Consider the following 20,897-nt stretch of genomic DNA (forward strand, 5'->3'; position numbering starts at 1 on the left):
GCACTCCCCCTCAGCGATGCGCCAGTGCGTAGTCCAGCGCGGAGCAGACCGCGGCCACCTGCGCGTCGTTGCACTGCTGCGGCGTGGCGCGCGGGCTGTCCGGGTAGACTTCGGTGGTGGTGGTGTACGGCGCACCGGTGATGCCGGCACAGAGGGCCAATTCCACCAGCGGGTACTCGATCACGCCATGGGCCACCACCGGAGAGCCGATGATCTCGCCCTTGTCGTCGGCCGGTGCAATGTGGGTCACCTTTTCCACCGCCGCGATCACGGCCTGCTGGAACGCCGGCTGCGGATTGGCGCTGTCGTCCACCAGGTAGAAGCCATCAGGAATCAGGCCCGGTTCGAACGGCTTGCCGTCGCGCGCCGCCAGCGCAGGGCGGAACTCGCTTTCATCGCTGTCGGTGGTCTCATGCAGATCGATGTGCAGCGCGAACTGGCCCTTGAGGGGTTCGATCAGCTCGATCAGCGCGGTTGATTCGCGAGCCGGACCACCGGCACGGAAGTTGCGGTTCGGATCGATCGCGTCGAAGTTCCAGCGGTTGATGCGCTCGAAACCCCATGGGTTGACGCACGGTGCCACCAGCAGGTTGGCCTTGCCCGCGTAATCGGCCGCGTGCTTTTCAAGGAACTCCAGGGCACCCATCACGCCACTGGTTTCGTAGCCGTGCACGCCGCCGGTGACCAGCGCCGCCGGCAGCGCCGGGTTCCAGTCGCGGCTGCGCAGGGCGAACAGGGTATAGGTCTCTCCCGCGTAGTCGAGCTGGCCGTAGGCCACCTTGTCGAAGCGCGCTGCCAGTGCCTCGATGCGCGGCAGTACTTCCTCGTCGTAGCGGCGCAGGCGCTGCTGGCGCGCACGCCACTGCTCCCGTTCCGCCGCTCCCCACGGCTGGCCAGGGGTTCCGACGGGATAGAAGACAGCTGCAGGCATGACGGATCTCGGTGAGTCAGGAGGCAATCATTCACTTTACCACCCGACCCCAGAGGCCATCGTCCCTCGATTCCATTCACGAATGGAATCAGCAATAATTCTCATTTACCACCTTCCTGCGCCGTCCAGATGCCCCTCCGCACCCCGAAACCGGCCCAGCTGCCCTTGGTGGCAGCCCTCGCCCTGTGCCTGATGCCCCTTGCTTCCGCCCTCGCCCAGGACGCGCCGACCACGCTCGACAGCATCCAGGTCTCCGGCAGTTGGCTGGGCACCGGCCTGCATGACAGCGTCAAGAGCTTCGCCGGGGCACGTACGGTGGTCGATCGCCAGCGCATCGAGGCCAGTGGCGCGACCAGCATCGGCGACGCCATGCGCCGCATCCCCGGCGTGCAGGTCACCGACAACTCCGGCACCGCCGGCAGTTCGGTGTCGCTGAACATCGGCGTGCGCGGCCTCACCGGCCGCTACTCACCCCGCTCGACGGTGCTGCTGGATGGCGTGCCGCTGGCCGTCGCACCCTACGGCCAGCCCCAGCTGTCGTTCGCGCCGGCCAGCCTGTCCAACATCGAATCGATCGACGTCGTGCGCGGCGGCGGAGCCGTGCGTTACGGGCCGCAGAACGTGGGCGGCATCATCAACTTCAGCACCCGCGCCATTCCGCAGCAGAGCGGCCTGCACGGCGAGGTCGGGATCCGCTACAACGCCCATGACCATGGCGGCGGCGACAGCACCCAGTACAACACCTTCCTCGGCGGCACCAGCGACAACGGCCTGGGCGTCGCCCTGCTCTATTCCGGCCAGGACGGTCGCGGCTGGCGCGAAGGCAGCGACGACCGTTTCAACGATCTGGCACTGAAGTTCGCCTACGCCATCGACGACCAGCAGACGCTGCGTGCCAAGCTGTCCTACTACGACGTCCGCTCGCTGACGCCAGGCGGCCTGACCCGCGCGCAGTACGAGGCGGATCCGTTCCAGAACACGCGTCCCGATGACTTCTGGAAGGGCCACCGCACGGGCATCGATCTGGGCTACACCCACACGTTGTCCGACACCAGCGAGTTCGAGGTACTGGCCTATTACAACGAGAGCACCCGTGCCAGCTCGCTGATCAACGCTTCCAACACCCAGGTGAGCGTGCAGCCGCGCGACTACCGCGTGCTCGGTATCGAACCGCGCTACACCCAGCGCCTGCACTGGGGGGCAAGCGTGCACGACGTCACCGCGGGCTACCGCTTCCTGCGCGAGCGCGGCAACGACCGCAGCTACACGGTGACCCGCCGCACCGGCGCCGCAAGCCCCATCAACCGCTTCGACAATGCCACCGACGCCCACGCCTTCTATCTCGACGACCGCATCGCCATCGGCCAGTGGCGGATCACGCCGGGGGTGCGCATGGAATGGATCGACATGGACCGCCGCCAGGCCGATGGCGGCACCACCTTCAGCAGCCGCAACGACAAAGCCCTGCCCTCGCTCAACGTCGCCTACCTGTTGACCCCGCAGCTGACCGTGTTCGGCAACTACACCACCTCGTTCGGGCCCGTGCAGAACATCCAGCTGAACTCGCAGACCGCCAGCAATCCGCTGAATCCGGAGGTGGCCAGGACCACCGAGCTGGGCGCCCGCTGGCAGGACGGGGCACTGCGCGCCGAGGTCACGGTGTTCAGGATGCGATTTGACAACCAGATCCTGCAGGTGCCGGGAATCACTCCTCCCACCTTCCAGAACATCGGTGCGACCGACCACAAGGGTGTGGAAAGCGCGCTCGAATACCGCTTCGCCGAAGACAGCGTGCTGGCCGGACTGGAGCTGTACGCCAACTACACCTGGACCAAGGCGATCCAGCAGTCCGGTGACAACCGCGGCCGGGACGTGCCCTTCTACTCGCGCGACACCGACAGCATCGGCGCCCGCTATGCGCTGTCGGCCTGGACCTTCAATGTCTCCAGCACGCACCAGAGCGGCCAGTTCTCCGACGCTGCCAACACCTGGCAGGAAAGCGCCGATGCACGTGTGGGCCGCGTGCCGGGGGTGCGGCTGTGGAATGCGCAGGTGGCCTGGCAGGTTCCGGGGCTGGGCGACAGCGAGATCACGGCCGGCGTGAACAACCTGGCCGACAAGCGCTGGTACACCCGCAATGTCGACGGCAATGCCGGGCGCATGGTGGCTGCGCCACGCACCTTCTACCTGCAGGGACGCTACCGCTTCTGATGCGGTAAATGCCCGATGCGGTGACGGTGGCGATCACGATGGCGGCGTATCATGCCGCCACCATGGCCTCCACGGTTCCACCATCGCGCCTGCATCTGGCCTTCCAGGGCCTGCGACTGCGCCTGCGTGGCAGCGACCTGTGGTTCATCGCACTGGCGTTGCTGGTCGGCCTGATCGCCGGTGGCCTGACGCTGCTGCAGTCGGACATCGCGCGCGGGCTGCAGAGTGCGCTGTACGGGCTGGAACCCGGCATGCGCCTCAGCTCCCTGCCCGCGCTCAGCTGGACCGCCCTGCTGGTGCTGCCGCTGGGCGGCCTGCTGGTCGGGCTGGTCAGCCTGGCGGCCGCGCGGCGCAAGCGCCCGCTGCTCGACGCGGTCGAGGCCAATGCCCTGCATGGCGGTCGCATGTCGATGCGCGACAATCTGATCGTGCTCACCCAGACCCTGCTGTCGAACGGCTGCGGTGCGTCCGTCGGCCTTGAGGCTTCGTATACCCAGATGGGTGCGGGCAGCGGCTCGCAGCTGGGCCGTGTCATGCGCCTGCGCCGCAATGATGTGCGCATCCTGGTCGGTGCCGGTGCCGCCGGCGCCATCGCCGCGGCCTTCGGGGCTCCGCTGGCCGGCGCGTTCTACGCGTTCGAGATCGTCATCGGCGCCTACACGCCCGCCGCTCTCGCGCCTGTGGCCCTGGCCGCACTGGCGGGTGCATTCGTCGCCGACCAGGCTGGCATCGAGGCGTACCTGCTGCCCGCAGCCTCGACCATCGATGTGCGCGCCGCCGACTACGCGATCTACGGCCTGCTCGGTTGCTGCTGCGCCATGGTGGGGATCGGCGTGATGCGACTGATCGCCTCCATCGAAGGCGTGGTCAAGCGCAGTCCACTGCCCCTGTGGGGGCGCCCGGTGGTCGGCGGCCTCCTGCTGATTCCACTGGCCATGGCCAGCCCGCAGGTGCTTTCCTCCGGTCACGGTGCGCTGCACCTGGACCTGACCACGCAGCTGCCACTGATCTGGATCGGCGGCCTGCTCGCCCTGAAGCTTCTGGCCTCGGGCATTTCGCTGGGCTTCGGCTTCCGCGGTGGCCTGTTCTTTGCGTCGCTGTTCATGGGCACCCTGGTCGGCACCCTGTTTGCCGGCCTGCTGGCGATGGCCACTGGCGTGCCCGTGGTCGACGCCACGTCCGCGGCGCTTGCGGGCATGGCCGCGTTGGCCGCCGCAGTGGTCGGCGCGCCGATGACCATGGCCATGCTGGTGCTGGAAGGCACCCACGACTTCCTGCTGACCAGCGTGGTGATGAGCGCGGTACTGGTCTCCAGCACACTGGTCCGCCAGTGGTTCGGTTACTCGTTCTCGACATGGCGCATGCATCTGCGCGGCGAAACCATCCGCAGCGCACGCGACGTCGGCTGGATCCACACCCTCAACGCCGGGCGGATGATGCGCAAGGGCGTTGCCACCACTCCGGCCGGGCTGGATGCCGCTGCGTTCCGCCAGCGTTTCCCGCTGGGCTCCGGCAGTCGCGTGGTCCTGATCGACAGCGAAGGCCACTACGCCGGCATCGTGCAGATTCCGCGCGTCTACGCCGACGGCGTGAAGCCGGAGACACCCGTTGGCGATCTGGCCGAGAACCGCGAGGTGTCACTGTTGCCGGGCGCGGATGTGGTCAGCGTGATGCAGTGCTTCGACCGGACGCAGGCCGACGAACTGGCCGTGGTTGCCGCCGATGGCCAGCTGCTGGGCATTGTTTCCGAGGCCTTCGTGCGCAGGCGCTACGCCGAGGAGCTGGACAAGCGCCAGCGCGAACTGATGGGCGAGCGCGTCGAAGACGCCGATTGATCGCCCGCCCCGCTGCTACAGCGCTTCGCCGGCATCGGCCAGCCGCGACTCGATCAACGCGTACCATTGCTCCAGCATGTCGATCAGCATGTCCAGCTCTGCATCGGCACGCTGCGCCCGGCCACTGCGCAGGCAGGCCTGGGTTTCCTGCAGCTGGGCCAGGAACCCGGCCACGGTATCGGCCTGCAGGATCAGGCCCGGCAGGCGCCGCCCGGGGATGCGCACGACCGCATGATTGCCGAGCTGGCCATACACGCTGAGGGTGGTTTCCGTCTTCATGGACAGAGGCAGGAATTGGGCGTTCATCGCGTGCACCGTATGAAAACCTGAGCCACCGGCAGGGGTGGACGACGGGGGAGACGTGGCCACGTCCTGCCGGTGGTCAGGGGGGACTCGGGATGCCGGGGCATGGCCACGGCGCGGGAGACTTCAGCGCGGGTGCGCGATCCCGACGATCTGCACCCGGCGATTCGGCGCAAGGCACGCGATCAGCTCGCGACGGTTGCGCTGTGCGCACTGCACGATCGGTTCAGCCGCGCCGCGCCCTTCGGCACTGATGCTGCCCGGCGGCACTCCGCCCTGCACCAGGGCCGTGCGCACCGCTTCGGCCCGCTTCTGCGAGAGTTGCTGGTTGTAGCTGGCCGCACCGATACGGTCGGTGTAGCCGACGACCTGGATCGACTGCACCTTGCTGGCCTCACGGACCTGCGCCAGGATGCCCTGCACCGCCTGCTGGCCCTCGGCGCTGAGTACCGCGCTGTCGAAACCGAACAGTGCATCGGCGGCCAGGCGCAGCGGCTGTTCGGGCAGTGGCGCGGGTGCCGGCGGCGGCGGTGGTGGCCGCGGCGGGTCGAGCACGGCGGCGCAGGATTCGGGCTTCCAGTAGCCGGCCTGGGCGATGCCCTTGTTGTCGAAGCGCACCTGGAACTGGCAGGTGAAGTACTCGGCGCCCTGTGCGGTGCGGAAGTTGAACAGATAGTTCCACTCGCGCACGCCCCACATGCCTTCGTTGAAGTGCGGCGTACCCAGCAGGCTGTACAGCTGCCGCTTGCTCATCCCGGGCGCGAAGCGGCGCAGGTCGGCGATGTCGGGATAGGTACCCTCCTTCAGCGACGCCTTGGAGACTTCCGGGAAGGCCACTGCAGTGGCCTCCGCCGGACCCTCACCGGCGGGCGCGTGGCTGCGGCAGGCGGCCAGCAGGCCGGCGGCGAGGATCAGGCCCAGCGACGCGGCGGTGCGGCCGGCGCGGGCGATGCGATGCTGATTCATGTCATTCCCCCTGTAGACGTTTGCGCGGCAACCGGGCCGCGATCGCGGCCCGGCTACGGCGTTACCACTGGATGCCGGCACCGACGGCCACACCGGCCTCGCCACGGCTGTTGGTAGAGCCGCTGAACTTGTAGATCCAGCGGCCTCCTTCCGAGACACCGGACAGGCCCACCGCCACGCCCGATTCGCCGTTGTAGCTGCCGGCGGCGAACGAGGCCATGCTGCGACCCGCTTCGCTCGGCTGCGGCAGCGAGGCCGTGGCCATGGCCGAAGCGATGCCGGCCGAAGCGCGGTTGTCGGTCCTGCGCAGGTCGCGCTCGAAGCCGCCCATGCGCTCGTCGGTATAGGCCTTCGACCAGTCCAGAGTCTGCGCCATGCCGGACTTCAGCTGGTCGACATTGACCGCGTCGGTGCCTGCCGTACCGGCGGCAACGTTGCGGACCGTCGTCGGGCCGCTGGTGCTGCTGCCGAGAGTGACACTGTTGAAGTTGGTGGCTCCGTTGACGGTGGTGTCGTAGCGGATGGTGCCCTGCTGCGAGGCCTGCAGCTGCCGCACGTTGACCGCATCGGTGGCCTGGGTGCCGTCTGCCACATTGACCACCTGCCGTTCGGCGCCGCTGGCCCCAACCGAAACCGTGTTGGCACGGTTGGCCACCGACCCTGCGCCCAGGGCCACCGAGTTGTCGGCCTGTGCCTGCGAGCCGTTGCCCAGGGCCGTCGAGTTGGCACCGGCGGCCGTCGATCCTGCACCACCGGCTGCGGAATTGGCGCCCGTCGCGGCCGGATCGGCCAGGTTGTTGCTGTTGTTGGCGCGGAAGCTGCCGGCGACGTTGGTGATGTTCTGGATCTTCTGGTCGGTGTAGGCCTTGGACTGATCGATGGCATAGTTCACGCCATTCTTCAGCTGGCCGACATTCGTCGCGTCGTGATCGTCCGAGCCGTCGGCAACGTGGGTGATCTTGCGTTCACTGCCGCTGCTGCCGACCGACACTTCGCCTGCCGAATTGCTGGCACCCGTCTGACCATAGGCACCGGTATAGCCGCTCTGCGCGCCGACGCTGGCCACCGAGCCGGCACCCAGTGCCACGCTGTTGTCCGCGCTGGCGTTGGCACCGTTGCCGACTGCCACGGCCGAAGCACCTGCCGCACTGGCCTGCGGACCCACCGCCAGCGCCTCCGCACCCGCCGCAGCGGCCGCCGCGGCGCTGGAGTTCACTGCCAGGTACGGGCTGCCGCCACCGTTGGTGATGCGCTGGTTGAGCACCCTCAGCGAACCGTCCACCGCGGAGAACGCCGCGGTGACGTTGCTGTAGTCGTTGGCGGTCAGGGTGCCGTCGGTGGCGATGCTGGAGATGCTGAACGACGGCGCGGTCCACAGATTGGTGGTGCCGTCGAAGGCCGTGCTGCCGCCGAAGTAGCTGGCGATGGTCGAGTTCGTGCTGAACAGCTGGTCGCCGGTGATGGCGTCGCTGCTGCCTGCAAGGATGCTGCCGGCCGCCACGTTGGTCACCTTCACCGCACCCGTGCCGGTACCGCTCAGGGTGACCGTGTTCACGACGTTGCCACTGCCATCGACATCGTACTTCACCGCGCGCTTGTCGATATCGTCGGTCTGGTCGGCGACATTGGCCAGCGAATTGCTGACCGCGTCGAAGGCGGTGCCGACGTCGTTGTAGCTGCCCTGGCTGATGGTGCCATTGGCGGCGATGTTGTTGATCGTGTAGGTCGGCGCGGTCAGCACACCGGCCGCATTGACCGCCGCGCCGCCTCCGAGATGGGTGGCGACGGCCTGGTTGGCAGCGAACAGCTGGGCACCATTGATGGCTTCGCTGCTCGTGGCGCTCACCTGGCCCGGGCCGAGGTTGCGCAGCGTGGTCGCCGTGCCGCCCTGACCCAGCGTGGCGCTGGCGTAGTTGACGCTGCCATCGCCATTGAGGTCGTAGCGCAGCGCGCCTTCCTCCGAGGCCTGCAGCTGGCCCAGGTTCACCGCATCGGTGGCAGCCGTACCGGCGGCCAGATTCGTCACCTGGCGTTCGGCACCCGCGGCACCGATCGACACGCTGTTCGCACGATCAGCCAGGCTGCCGGCACCGACCGCGATCGCGTTGGCAGCCGTGGCGCGGGCGTTGGTACCGACCGCGATGGAGTCGGCACCGGTGGCCACTGCCTCCACGCCCGTGGAGTTCACCCGCAGGTACTTGGTGCCGCCGTTGCGGATATCGTTGATCTGCGTGTTGAGATTGACCAGCGAGCCGTCGACGGCGTCGAAGGCATCGGTCGCATTGTTGTACAGTCCCTGCGCGATGGCGCCGTCGGTGGAGATCGTGCTGATCTCGAACAGCGGCGCGGTGAAGGCGCCACTGACCGGATCGAAGGCGGTGATGCCACCGAAGAAGCCGGCGATGGCGGCGTTGGTGGTGGCCAGCTGCCCGCCGTTGACGGCTTCCAGGCTGCCGGCGGTCACCGCACCCGCGGCGAGGTTCCCGATGGTGGTGGTACCCGTGCCGTTGCCGAGCGTGACGCGGCGATAGTCTGGATTGCCTGCGCCATCGACGTCGTACATCACCGCGCCGGCCGAAACATCATCGATCAGGCTGATCGCGCCCTTCAACTGGGCGACGTTGACCGCATCGGTATTGGCGCTACCCGCAGCCAGATTGGTGATCTGGCGCTCGCCACCGTTGGCGGTACCCACCGAAACTTCACCGGCAGAGACCTGGGCGGCGGTCAGGCCATAGGCGCTGTAGCTGGCCTGTGCGCCGCGCAGCGCAGCAGAACGGTAGCCCAGTGCCACCGAATTGGCCTGGTTCGAGGTCGCCTCCGCACCCAGCAGGGTCTGGCCGTTGGCAGTACCCACCGCGCTGTCGCCGACAATCACCGAGTGGCCCATGCGCGCGGCGTAGTCCGCAGTCGGCACGCCGGTTGGATTGGTGGGATCGTTGGGACCGGCTCCCGGGAACGCCACGTTGGCATCCACCTTCGGCAGCTCATGGCGGGCATTGGCGCCGATCACCACTTCCTTGGAGCCGTTGGCGAAGGCACCGTCACCCATCAGCACCTGGTAATCCTGTGCGGCGTTGACCGCCCAGCAGGAGATGTCGGCCAACGCGATATCCAGGCACTTGGCGGCCCATGCCGGCGAATCCGTCGGCAGCAGCAGGCCCAGCAGGCCACCGGGGTTGCCGTTGTTGATGTTGTAGATGTAACTGTCGGAAGTGACGCCACCGATCAGGGTCAGGTGCGAGCTGCCACCGGTCACCGCGCCGCCCAGGCCATTGAGGGTGCTGCCGACCGGTGACAGGTTCACGACCGGCAGGCCGAGCACGTTGACCGTGGAGTAGGCCTGCATCACGTTCGCGTTGCTGAGCTTGAGATTGCCGTTGTGCAGATAGCCGTCACCGCCGAACAGGCTGCTGGTCGTCGGGCCGATCAGCTGGCCGACGTTGCCGACCAGGCCACCGGTACCGATGATGAGTCCCGCATTCGGATCAGCCGGAGCGGGTGCCTTCGGGCTGTCCGGCGGAATCGCCGAGGGCTGGGTCAGGCCCAGGCCACCCAGCGTGCCGCCCACCAGCCCGCCGACTGCGCCGCCGAGATTGTTGACGGTACCGTTGAGGTTGCCCTCCAGCAGGTTGCCCACCGCACCGCCGACGTTGCCGAGCGTGCCGGTGAGTACGCCGTCCAGCCCGCTGCCCGGCGTGGTGCTGCCACCCCCGAGCAGGCCACCGACAACGCTGCCGACCGAGCCGACCGTATTGTTGAGTGCACCGCCCACGGCACCTCCGATGGTGCCGACGGTGCCGTTGAGCACACCACCCACCGCACCACCGACTGCGCCGACCGTGCCGTTGAGCACGCCTCCGACTGCACCGCCGACTGCGCCCACGGTGCCGTTCAAAGCACCGCCTACGGCGCTGCCGACTGTGCCAACGGTGCCGTTCAGCGCACCGCCGACTGCACCGCCGACCGCGCCGACAGTTCCATCCAGGACGCCACCGACCGCACCTACCGTACCGTTCAACGCGCCGCCTACCGCGCTGCCGACCGTGCCGTTCAGCGCACCGCCGACTGCACCGCCGACCGTGCCGACAGTTCCATCCAGGACGCCGCCGACCGCACCTACAGTGCCGTTCAACGCGCCACCCACAGCACTGCCAACCGTGCCAACCGTGCCGTTGAGCGCACCGCCAACGGTGCCGACGGTTCCATCGAGGACGCCGCCGACCGCACCTGCGGTGCCGTTCAGAGCGCCACCCACGGCACTGCCAACCGTGCCGACGGTGCCGTTGAGCGCACCGCCAACGGTGCCGACGGTTCCATCGAGGACACCGCCGACCGCACCTACGGTGCCGTTCAACGCGCCACCCACAGCACTGCCAACCGTGCCAACCGTGCCGTTGAGCGCACCGCCAACGGTGCCGACGGTTCCATCGAGGACACCGCCGACTGCACCCACGGTGCCGTTCAGAGCGCCGCCTACGGCGCCGCCGACCGTGCCGACGGTGCCGTTGAGCGCACTGCCGACGGTGCCGACAGTTCCATCCAGGACACCGCCGACTGCACCACCGACAGTGCCGATGGTTCCATCGAGGACGCCACCTACGGCACCCACGGTACCGTTCAAAGCGCCGCCTACGGCGCTGCCGACCGTACCGACCGTGCCGTTGAGCGCACCGCCCACCGCACCACCGACGGTGCCGACGGTTCCATCGAGGACGCCACCTACGGCACCCACGGTACCGTTCAAAGCGCCGCCTACGGCGCTGCCGATCGTGCCGACTGTGCCGTTGAGCGCGCCACCCACCGCACCACCGACGGTGCCGACGGTTCCATCGAGGACACCGCCAACCGCACCCACGGTGCCGTTCAACGCGCCGCCTACGGCGCTGCCGATCGTGCCGACTGTGCCGTTGAGCGCGCCACCCACCGCACCACCGACGGTGCCGACGGTTCCATCGAGGACACCGCCAACCGCACCCACCGTGCCGTTCAACGCGCCGCCTACGGCGCTGCCGACCGTGCCGACCGTGCCGTTGAGCGCGCCACCCACCGCACCACCGACGGTGCCGACGGTTCCATCGAGGACACCGCCAACCGCACCCACGGTGCCGTTCAAAGCGCCGCCTACGGCGCTGCCGATCGTGCCGACCGTGCCGTTGAGCGCGCCACCCACAGCACCACCGACGGTGCCGACGGTTCCATCGAGGACGCCACCTACAGCACCTACGGTGTTGTTCAACGTGTCGCCCAGGGAACCACCGACGTTGCCGACGGTGCCGTTCAGTACACCGCCCACCGCACTGCCGACCGTACCGACAGCACCGTGGAGCGTGCCGCCCACTGCGCCACCTACGGTGCCGACGGTTTCGTGCAGCGTCCCGCCTGCTGCGCTGCCCACCGTGCCGACTACGCCGTGCACTACGCCACCCACCGCACCGCCAAGATCGCCCAGGGCGCCGTGATGCAGGCCTCCGAGACCGAGCGTGCTGGCCTGCGCACTCACGACGGTCCGGCCCGCGAGCTTCAGGTTGCGATCGGCCACCACGTCCTGGCCACCCGGGCCCTGCACGCGCACCTTGCCGGCGACGCCTGCATCGAACGCCGCCGTGATCGCGCGATCATCGGTCTCGCCCGGCAGTTCTTCCTTGGCGGGCAAGCTCACTGCTGCGGTTGCGGAGGCCTTGCCCTGGCCCTCGATTCGATGTCCGGCGATGGCCAGATGCGAGTCGGCGTTGCCGTCGATGCCGGCCTTCAACCCGGACAATCCCTGCGAGGACGTCGTGATACCCGCTGCCGCCTTGGCGCCGGCACCCACCGATGCCACCGGGGCACCCGCGATGCCGACCCTGGCCTTTGCCTTCGCATCGGCCGTCAGCCCCAGCGGCGAAGCGGAGCCGGAGGAAACGTTCGCTGCCAGTGAGGTATCCACCTGGGTACCTGCTCCGATGCCGAGCTGGGCCCGCACATCAGCGGCCAGCGCTGGCGTGGGCACATGCTGCGGCGATGCGTTCGCCCCCAGCTTCACCTGCACGGCGGCCGGCAGGACCTCGTGCACCAGCGGCAGCGAGGCCGTGCTCAGCTGCAGGCCCACACGCGTATCGGCACTGATCGCAGGCGTGGCCTGCGCCTGTCGCGCGGCTGCAGCCAGGGCGACTTCGGCATCGACCTCCACCGGCAACGTCTGGGTGTACTTGGCCGCCAGCGCCTGCAGATCGCGCAGCGACTGGTTGGATTCGGTTGCGGATGCCGGCCCGCTGGCCAGCACGCACAGCAGTGCAAGCGCAAGGGCGCTGGGCGTCAGCAGGGAGGTGCGCGGATCGCGTGATGCGGTGCCGCCGCTATCGCCGGTGGCCAGTTCCGAGGCCACAACCAGAGCATTGAGCTGGCGGTTCCATACACGCCGGTAGATGCGGTTCATGAGCATTTCCCCCGTAGGCGAACAACTTGAATGACAGTGGACTTGCCGCTAGGCAGGTGACTGACATTTCAACGGTTCGCGGAGGCGTGGCGCACTTCAATCCGGCAGGGCAATCGCGCAATCCGGCAAATCCACGGCCGGATTCGGCAGCCGGATATGCAAAACCGGCAGCAATGCCGTCAAAGCCCCTGTGGGGCAGACTCAGGCCGGTTGGCCCAACTGCGCGGGTGCACGCATCAGGGTATCCCGCGGAAGTTCACCGAACACCTTCCGGTAATTGTCGGCAAAGCGGGAGAGATCCCACAGGCCACAGCTCAGCGCGATCGCCTTGACCGAACGCCTGCTGGAGTCGGCCATCGACAGGCTGCGGCAGGCTGCACACAGGCGCAGCATGGACAGATAACGGTTGGGCGACGTACCGAACAGATCTTCAAATGCATAGCGCAGGCCACGCTCGCTGACACCGGCGGCGTCGCAGATTTCATTCATATATATATTGCGACGCAGGTTGAGCCGCATGAAATTCTCGGCGCGCTGGGCGATCAGGTAATGCGTACGCCGTGCGCGGCTGCACCCCGGGCGATCGACGGCACCGGCACCCAGCAGGGCCTGGATGTGCTCATGCAGCAGCCGCTCGGTTTCCTCCGGCTGCAGGCTGGCACCCTGCCCCAGCTGCTGGTGCAGCTGCTGGTAATGCAGCGCCAGCGGGGCATCATCACCGGACAGATTGAACAGCGAGAGCGCCTGTCCCGCCGGCGGTGTGCTGCGCAGGCTCAGTTCGGTCAACTTGCGCTGCACTCGGGATACCGGCACCAGCATCAGGGTCAAGCGGGTACCGGGGCTGAGGGTGAATTCACTGATGCCTTCGGGAAGCACGGTCAACGCCATCCCGGCCGCCAGCGGTACGCCATGGCACCAGCTCACCGCCTCGTCGGTGGCCTGCAGATACCCCAGCATCGCCCAGTCCGGCGGCAGCATGAAGCGGCCACGGCAATGGAATCCGCAGCTGATGCTGCAGAACAGGGCTTCCTCATGCACGCGCGAAGCGAACGCCGCGCGCGGACCATTGCCGTCGAGCAGCAACAGTTCCACATCGCATACGCGAAGCACACCGCTCAGCGTGGCCAGGTCGATCGACCGGAGCTCGCCGTCGTCGCTGTCAACCACCCCACCATCAACCATGACAGTGTCGTCCCCCGTTGGTCAGCTGCCCGCCGCAACCCCCACTGCCCTACAGGTGCGCGCGGTTTCCAAGAGCATCATCCGTTGCCGTGATGGATGCGGCCACTGGCCGGCTCCACCTTGAAAGTACCAAACCTTGAATACGAGTATGCCCGATAATCCACGCAGGTAAACAGGTCGCACGGGAATACAGCAACCCGCGCCCGGCGTGAAGGAAATGTGGGCGCCAGTGGCACGATTCTCGCATGCGTTAACCCGGGTCACATTATTAACATCACGATGAATCGTTACGCCTGGGAGCGGCGCTTCATCACAGAATAAGCAACCGATTATCAGGAATAAGAGATTCCTGCCGAATTTGCATATAGGTTCCGGTTGCACCCGGCCGCCATTCAGGCAAAGTCGGTATCACGGTGATCGAACCGCTCCGATGCGGTCACACCCAGGGGACAGCATGACGATGCACGCGCTGCTCGATGACGTTGCGACCACCGGCCTGGTGCCGCGCGGTCGCACATGCGCGGTCGCTGCACTCCCTGGCGGAGATCACCCTGCTTTAGCGATGCGGGACAGTCCCGCATTGCCACCTCCGCCAGGATGGCAGAGGTCCATGGACGGTCCCGACGGAGTCGGGCAACCGGCCGATGCAGGTGTCTTGTTGCCATTGACAGGTAGAGGGAGACAACCGTCATGAACGCTTCCATCCGCAAGTTCCTGAAAGAAGAAGATGGCGTGACCGCACTCGAGTACGGGCTGCTGGCCGCTGTGATCGCCGGCATCCTGATTGCCGTGGGCCGCACCCAGATCACGGAATTCTTCACCACGCTGTTCACCCGCCTTTCGGCAATCGCCACCGAAGCAACCACCTGAGCGACCTGCGGACGCACCACCGCTGGTCGCGCCATCCGCGACCACGGTGGCCGCAGGCCGGGATGCGGTTGCAGACGGTCCAGTGACGGACGAAGGGGAGTGCGATGACACTGCTGGGACTATTGGCCATCGGTGTGTGCCTGCGGATCGCGATCAGCGATCTGTATGCCCGCCGGGTGCCCAATGCCTGGCTGCTGGCTGCGTGCGCACTCGCAATACCTCTGCTCGTCGCCGGGCAATTTGGTGAGCCACGACTGCCATGGCCGGCGCACCTGCTCGGTGCCGTTGCCGGCTTGCTCGCGCTCCTGCCCTTCTACGCACTACGCTGGATGGGCGCAGGCGACGTGAAATTCTTTGCCGTGCTCGGCCTGCTGCTGGGATGGCATGCCTTGCTGCCGATATGGGTAGTGGCCAGCCTTGCCGCCGGCGCCCACGCAGTGGCGATCCTGCTCGGGCGTCAGCTGGGCATGCACCTGCCGATGCGCGTGCAGCTGCAGGTATCGCGCGCCAGCGAGCAATGGCAGACACACCCCGCATTGCGCGGAATGGAGGCTGCCCGCCAGGGGCGCCGCGGCATTCCCTATGCGGCCTACCTCGCATTGGCGGCGATCGGCTGGCTCCTGGCCACGACCTACGGAGGTCTCGCATGAACACCCTCGGTCCCCGGCGCCAGCGTGGCGTGGTTGCCGTCGAATACGCGCTGATGATGATTCTCGGCCTGGTGCCGCTGCTGCTGTTCACTTTTTCCGGCGTGCTGATCATGGCTGCCCAGCAGACGCTTGCAACGGCCGCTGCCGAAGGCGCGCGCGCATCGCTCCGCTTCGGAACCGCCAACGAACGACGCACCGCCGCGTGCGTCGCAGCACGCCAGTCGATGCAATGGCTGCTGCAGTTCTCCAGGCAGAACCCTGACTGCAGCGCCGGCGGCACCGGTCCGATCCAGGTCTCGGCGCAGGCACCCTGCGCGGGCATGGCGACCGCGCAGTGCATGACGGTCACCGTCCGCTACGACTACGCCGCCCACCCTTTCTTCCCCGGCACCGCCACGCTTTACGGCTGGGTGATGCAGGCCCCCATCCGCAGCGTCGCGGTCGCCCAGCTCGACCTCGGCTCCGGCAACTGACGGTACAGGAGACGGTTCCATGCTCAAGTTGACCCGCATCGCCGCCATCGCTCTGATCGCACTCGCGGTGCTGCTGGCGCTGATCGCATTCGTGATCGGCCGCAGGCCCGCCCCTTCGACGGAAAGCGCGGCTCCGGTCGTTCACGCCGACGCACAGGCCATTACGGTGGTCGAGGCCATCGCCCGGCTGCCGGCCGGTGAACCGATCACAGCCAATGGCGTGCGCCTGGCGCGTCGAAGCGCAGCCGTGCCGGGTGCCGCCGCCGACCTGGCCGCCGTGGTCGGCAAGGTGCCGGTGCAGGACATCGCCGAAGGCAGCACCATCAGCGACGCAGTGCTGGCCCAGGGCTTCTCGCTGCAGCTGCGGCCCGGCGAGCGTGCACTGGCGGTGCCGGTGGATGAACTGGTCGGTGCCGGCAACCGTATCCTGCCGGGCGATTTCGTCGATGTGTTCCTCAACCTGCGCAGCGAACCTGCCAGCTACAACGCGGCACCCGACGCCGCACAGACCCGCCTTCTGCTGTCGCGCCTGCGCGTGCTCAGTTATGGCCAGCAGGACATCGCCCCGAACACGGGCAGCACGAATGCCAGCGCCGATACCAGCAACCGTGCAGACCCGCGCGCGGCGGATATCACCAGCAACGCCAGCAGCGGTGGCGGCAGTAGCGGTGACGCAGCCCAGCCGGCCCGCAGCGCCGTGCTGGCGGTGCCGGTGGCCGATGCCAACCGGCTGCTGCTGGGCGCGCAGCAGGGCAAGCTCTACCTCGCGCTGCGCAATCCCGCCGACGCCGGCCAGCCCGACCTGGCCCTGTTCCCGCAGGCGCGGGGTGTGATCGACCCGCTGCGTGGCCTGGACGCGGAACAGCAGCTGGCGTTGCAGCGCCCCGAGAACCACGCCTTCGCCGGCATCGATGGCGATGCCCTGGCCGGTCGCAGCAACGCACGCGCACGCACGGTGAACGACGCCCCGGCACAGCCCCCCGCCGCCCGCCGCAGCGCACCGCGCGCATCCGGAATCGAGATCATCCGCGGCGATGGTTCTGCGCCCCGCGGCTCCCTTTGACCTGCACCGAGAGCTTCCATGACCGAACGTCGCCAGAGTCCACGCCCCTCCTCCCGCCAGCGCTGGCTCGCTCTGCTGCTGGTGCTGCTGGCGCCTGCGACCAGCGTGGCTGCTGACGACCTGGTGCTGCAGGCCCGCGAACAGCGGCCATGGACACTGCCCGCGGACCTGGAACGGGTGGCCATCGCCGATCCGGGCGTCGCCGATATCGTGATGCTGCGAGGCCAGCGCCAGGCGCTGCTGGTCGGCAAGGCCCCCGGCACCACCACCCTGCTGCTGTGGCACCGCAAGCAGTCGGAGCCACAGCGCGTGCAGGTCCGCGTGCAGAGCGCGGTGCAGGGGGCGGCCGATGCGGGTTCCAGCGGCCTGGTGTTCACCCAGCAGGACCAGCAGGGCCTGCTGCAGGGAAGCACCGACAGTGCGCTCTCGCACATGCAGGAACAGAAGGCGGCCGCGATGGCGTTGGGCAAGGATGGCCAGCTGGCCGATGCCTCCACCATCGCCAGCGGCGGTGTGGTCCAGGTCGAGGTGAAGGTGGTCGAGTTCAACAAGACCGCGCTGAAACAGGTCGGCATCAGCTTCCAGAACCGCAACGGCGGTTTTGCCTATGGCTTCGCTCGTCCGGGCGGCATCCTGCCGGGCAACACCGGCGTGCTGCCCGGCATGCAGGAGGGCAATTCCAGCAACGAATCGGAATCGCCCATCTCGTCGGCCTTCCGCCTGGTGTTCGGCTCGACGAAGGGCCTGTGGAATGCGGACCTCGATCTGCTGCAGTCCAATGGCATGGCCCGGGTGCTGGCCGAGCCGACCCTGGTCGCGCTGTCCGGCCAGAGCGCCAGCTTCCTCGCCGGTGGTGAACTGCCGATCCTCGAACCCCAGGGCCTGGGGACCACCACCATCACCTACAAGCCGTTCGGCATCGGCCTGACCGTCACCCCGACCGTGCTCGCGCCCAACCGCATCGCCCTGAAGGTGGCGCCGGAAGCCAGCGACCTCGACTACACCAACGCCATTTCCCTCAACGGTGTGCAGATTCCCTCGATCAGCACCCGCCGTGCCGATACCACGGTGGAGCTGGGCGATGGCGAGAGCTTCGTGATCGGCGGTCTCGTCAGCTCGACGGTCGCCTCCACGGTGAACAAGATCCCGCTGCTGGGCGACCTGCCGATCATCGGCTCGTTCTTCCGCGATTTCGACTACAAGCGCCAGGACAAGGAACTGGTGATCATCGTCACGCCACGGCTGGTGCAGCCCCTCGCCCGCAATGCCGAGCTGGCACTGCCAGGCGAGCGCGAGGCCCGGCCCAACCTGCCTGAGTGGGGTTCCTGGCTGCTGGGTCCGGTCAGCCAGGACCCGGTGCCCGGTTTCTCACGTTGAATCCATGATGCCTGCGATACCACGCCCATGCCCTACGCCACTGCCCAGCCGCTGCATCCGCAAGGACCGCCGATGAACCTGGTCCTGTACGGGATGGATCGCGAACTGCTGCCGCGGCTGGCGGCCAAGCTGCCGCCTGCCACCACCCTGCACTGGCAGGACAGCGGTGAGCCGACATCCGCGCAGGACCTGCAACGCGGTCCGCAGAATCTGGTACTGCTCGACTTCCGCCCCGAGCACGCCGCCGCCTCGACCGTGCTGGCGCAGCAGCTGCAGCAGACCCAGCCGGACCTTGCGCTGGTCGCCGTTGGCGCCACCAGTGCCGGGCAGGTCGAAGGCGTGGTGATGGCGCTGCGCGCCGGCCTGCGCGATGTGCTCGACCTGGACAGCGACAACACCGGCATCGAGGCCGCGCTGCGCCGCGCGCTCTCGCCCCGGCCCGCCGCTGCCGCACACCAGCCGCACAAGGCGCGGTTGATCCTGCTGCTGGGCGTACGTGCCGGGGTCGGCACCAGCACACTGGCCGCGCATCTGGCCGTGCTTGCACAACAGACCCATGCACTGGCGCAAGGCGAGGCCAGCACCCAGGACGGTCTGCTGCTGGAACTGGCGCAGCCGGCAGGCGATCTGGCGCTCTACCTCAATCTGGACAGCCGCTTCCACTACGAAGACGCACTGCGCAATGCCAGCCGCATCGACGCCACCCTGGCGCGCACTGCAATGGCGCGCCATGACAGCGGACTTGTCCTGCTCGACCGCGCCAGCGGCAGCGATGCGCTTCCGCCGTCCGATCCGGGCGCCCTGCTGCAGCGGCTGCGCGGCGTGTTTGCCAGCGTGCTGTGCGACGCCGGCGGCTGCCCGCTGCGTCAACTGCCACCGCTGCTGCTGGACCAGGCCGACGAGATCTGGCTGGTCGCGGACGCTTCGATTGCCACTCTGGTCTCGCTTGACCATGCGCTCAAGCATCTGTCCGGCCAGCGCGAACGGGAGAAGCGCCTGCAACTGGTGATCAACCGCCATGACGACAGCAGCGGCATGAGCCCGGAGCAGATCGCCCGACGGTTCGAGCTTCCACTGCTGGCCACGCTCCCCGAACGACCACGCGTACGTGCCTCCGCCAGCCACGGCCACCTGCTGCTGCAGGACGCGCCGCGTGATCCGTACCTGCGTGCCCTCGCCCCGCTCGTCCAACGCCTGGATCCGGCTGCATGCCCGGTCCAGACGCACGGCCTGCGGGAAAGACTTGCCCTTGCCCTGGGTGGATCGCAATGGAAGACAAAGTAACCCCGTTTCCGCACGCCGTCGCCCGCCACACCGTGCCTGACCACGTTGCGGGCAATCTGCCGTTCGCAGAGACCGAGCAGTACCAGAAGGTGCTGTCCGCGGCACATGAGCACCTGCTCAACAGCATCGAGGACGAGCGCATCGATATCGATTCCTGGGCTCCGGACACGATCGCGCGCTGGGTGCAGGTGCAGACCGTGGGTTTCATCCAGGAGTGGCGCATCCCGATCAATGAAGAGGAGATGCAGGTGGTGGCCGAGGGCCTGGTCAAGGAGCTGACCGGCTTCGGCCCGCTGGACGACCTGCTGCATGATCCCACCATCGAAGACATCTTGATCAATGGCTTCAAGGATGTGCATGTCTCGCAGGGCGGACAGCTCAAGCGCGCAACCCAGCGCTTCACCGACGACACCCATCTGCTGCGCATCCTGCGCCGCATCCTCGCGCCACTTGGCCGGCGCCTGGACGACTCCAACCCGATGGTGGATGCGCGCCTGCCCAACGGCGGCCGCCTCAATGCGATCATCTCGCCGCTGGCGGTGGACGGACCGATGGTCTCCATCCGCAAGTTCCGCAAGGACCCGTTCACGCCCGATGAACTGCTGGCCAAGGGCACCTTCGATGCGCCGATGCAGGCGCTGCTGAAGGCGATGGTGCTGGGTCGCTGCAACATCCTGGTCTCCGGCGGCACCAGCTCGGGCAAGACCTCGCTGCTGAACGCCCTGGCCAGCTACGTGCCACCCACCGAGCGCGTGATCACCGTCGAGGACACCGCCGAGCTCTCGCTCAATCATCCGCATGTGGTGCGCCTGGAGAGCCGCATCGGTGGTGCGGAGGGACAGGGCGCCGTCAGCATCCGTGACCTGGTGCGCAACAGCCTGCGCATGCGCCCCGACCGCATCGTGGTCGGCGAGGTGCGCGGCGCGGAAGTGCTGGAGATGCTGCAGGCGATGAACACCGGCCACGACGGCTCGATGGCCACCATCCATGCCAACTCGCCACGCGACTGTCTCTATCGCATCGAGATGCTGGCCGGCTTCGCCGGGTTCCAGGGCAGCGAAGACAGCCTGCGCCGGCAGATCGCCAGCGCGATCGATTTCATCGTGCAGATCTCGCGCCTCGGCAGTGGCCGGCGCGTGCTGGTATCGATCACCGAGATCACCGGCGTCAGCGACAACCTGATCACCACCCAGGAGATGTTCCGCCACGAAGTGCAGATCGACGGCAGTGGCAAGGAGACCGACCGCTGGATCGGGCTGGGCTTCCAGCCGCACTCGCACAAGCTCGAGCCGTTCCGCCAACTGTTGCGCGAATCCCTCTACGGAGACTACTGA

General features: G+C 67.7%; 14 protein-coding genes. 9 read left to right on the top strand and 5 right to left on the bottom strand.

Annotated elements, in window-relative coordinates; all coding sequences use genetic code 11:
- Positions 1-10: 10 nt before the first annotated feature.
- The gene (locus AC5P5M_RS12410) at positions 11-931 is read right to left on the bottom strand and encodes a M14 family metallopeptidase (protein WP_180875306.1); all 921 of its coding nucleotides are present in this window, start codon (positions 929-931) and stop codon (positions 11-13) included.
- A gap of 192 nt (positions 932-1,123) precedes the next feature.
- On the opposite strand from AC5P5M_RS12410, the gene AC5P5M_RS12415 reads away from it, so the two are divergent.
- Entirely contained in the window at positions 1,124-3,142 is a 2,019-nt protein-coding gene (locus AC5P5M_RS12415; protein ID WP_495205970.1) for a TonB-dependent receptor family protein, read from the top strand.
- Positions 3,143-3,180: 38 nt separating this feature from the next.
- Entirely contained in the window at positions 3,181-4,977 is a 1,797-nt protein-coding gene (locus AC5P5M_RS12420; RefSeq protein ID WP_053517842.1) for a chloride channel protein, read from the top strand.
- 15 nt (positions 4,978-4,992) lie between these two features.
- Here AC5P5M_RS12420 and AC5P5M_RS12425 read toward each other — a convergent pair whose 3' ends face one another.
- The 4 genes from AC5P5M_RS12425 to AC5P5M_RS12440 all read right to left on the bottom strand — a co-directional run bounded on the left by AC5P5M_RS12425 (position 4,993) and on the right by AC5P5M_RS12440 (position 13,846).
- Complete coding sequence (locus AC5P5M_RS12425; protein WP_495205971.1) at positions 4,993-5,256, bottom strand: DUF6959 family protein; 264 nt, start codon at positions 5,254-5,256, stop codon at positions 4,993-4,995.
- A gap of 150 nt (positions 5,257-5,406) precedes the next feature.
- Positions 5,407-6,246: an OmpA family protein gene (locus AC5P5M_RS12430; RefSeq protein WP_180875308.1), complete on the bottom strand. Its 840-nt coding sequence runs from the start codon at positions 6,244-6,246 to the stop codon at positions 5,407-5,409.
- Positions 6,247-6,307: 61 nt separating this feature from the next.
- Positions 6,308-12,664, bottom strand: a complete 6,357-nt coding sequence (locus AC5P5M_RS12435) for an ESPR-type extended signal peptide-containing protein (RefSeq protein ID WP_495205972.1) — start codon at positions 12,662-12,664, stop codon at positions 6,308-6,310.
- Between the two features lie 201 nt (positions 12,665-12,865).
- Entirely contained in the window at positions 12,866-13,846 is a 981-nt protein-coding gene (locus AC5P5M_RS12440) for an AraC family transcriptional regulator (RefSeq protein ID WP_065175242.1), read from the bottom strand.
- 690 nt (positions 13,847-14,536) lie between these two features.
- On the opposite strand from AC5P5M_RS12440, the gene AC5P5M_RS12445 reads away from it, so the two are divergent.
- The 7 genes from AC5P5M_RS12445 to AC5P5M_RS12475 all read left to right on the top strand — a co-directional run bounded on the left by AC5P5M_RS12445 (position 14,537) and on the right by AC5P5M_RS12475 (position 20,897).
- On the top strand, positions 14,537-14,716 hold the full coding sequence (locus AC5P5M_RS12445) for a Flp family type IVb pilin (protein WP_065175243.1): 180 nt from the start codon (positions 14,537-14,539) through the stop codon (positions 14,714-14,716).
- 104 nt (positions 14,717-14,820) lie between these two features.
- The gene (locus tag AC5P5M_RS12450; RefSeq protein WP_065182942.1) at positions 14,821-15,366 is read left to right on the top strand and encodes an A24 family peptidase; all 546 of its coding nucleotides are present in this window, start codon (positions 14,821-14,823) and stop codon (positions 15,364-15,366) included.
- On the top strand, positions 15,363-15,839 hold the full coding sequence (locus AC5P5M_RS12455; RefSeq protein ID WP_065182943.1) for a TadE/TadG family type IV pilus assembly protein: 477 nt from the start codon (positions 15,363-15,365) through the stop codon (positions 15,837-15,839). The genes AC5P5M_RS12450 and AC5P5M_RS12455 overlap by 4 nt, the downstream gene beginning before the upstream one ends.
- 19 nt (positions 15,840-15,858) lie before the next feature.
- Positions 15,859-16,902, top strand: a complete 1,044-nt coding sequence (cpaB, locus tag AC5P5M_RS12460; RefSeq protein ID WP_164152538.1) for a Flp pilus assembly protein CpaB — start codon at positions 15,859-15,861, stop codon at positions 16,900-16,902.
- 18 nt (positions 16,903-16,920) lie between these two features.
- The gene (locus AC5P5M_RS12465) at positions 16,921-18,279 is read left to right on the top strand and encodes a type II and III secretion system protein family protein (protein ID WP_111185926.1); all 1,359 of its coding nucleotides are present in this window, start codon (positions 16,921-16,923) and stop codon (positions 18,277-18,279) included.
- 27 nt (positions 18,280-18,306) lie between these two features.
- Positions 18,307-19,563 carry a CpaE/TadZ family protein gene (locus tag AC5P5M_RS12470; RefSeq protein WP_065175248.1) on the top strand — a complete coding sequence of 419 codons (1,257 nt, stop codon included), beginning with the start codon at positions 18,307-18,309 and terminating at the stop codon, positions 19,561-19,563.
- Complete coding sequence (locus AC5P5M_RS12475) at positions 19,548-20,897, top strand: TadA family conjugal transfer-associated ATPase (protein WP_065182946.1); 1,350 nt, start codon at positions 19,548-19,550, stop codon at positions 20,895-20,897. The genes AC5P5M_RS12470 and AC5P5M_RS12475 overlap by 16 nt, the downstream gene beginning before the upstream one ends.

This window comes from Stenotrophomonas sp. YJH_SMC_106-19 (assembly GCF_059368375.1).